Origin of the sequence: Alkalicoccobacillus porphyridii (genome assembly GCF_007293315.1) — a bacterium.
In the GTDB taxonomy this organism is placed as follows: Bacteria; Bacillota; Bacilli; order Bacillales; family Bacillaceae_D; genus Alkalicoccobacillus; species Alkalicoccobacillus porphyridii.
The window spans coordinates 1-230 of the sequence record NZ_VLXZ01000439.1 but is presented as its reverse complement, the minus strand read 5'-3'; the positions used below and the strand labels follow the sequence as shown (position 1 = coordinate 230).

Below are 230 nucleotides of genomic sequence, written 5' to 3'. Positions count from 1 at the left end.
ATATTGATTTCTGGCGGTACAGCGCCAAGACGGTCGCGAATCGCGCGGACAGCGCCTTCAAGCACAGGCAAAGACGAGGCGATAAATGCCTGCGGACATCCCTGCTCTTCAATGAGTTTTTCCATAATGACATAGCCGCCTTCCGGAGTATTTACCGGACCTTCCCGCACCCAATCGCGATGGGTAATCCCTTTTTTTGCCAACGCATTCAAATAACCTGTCAGACGATC

1 protein-coding gene is annotated in these 230 nt (G+C 51.7%); it reads right to left on the bottom strand.

Annotation, left to right across the window (positions count from 1 at the left end; genetic code table 11):
* The coding region (locus FN960_RS22605) for a type 1 periplasmic-binding domain-containing protein (protein WP_221936884.1) at positions 1-230 on the bottom strand (230 nt) is incomplete at both ends.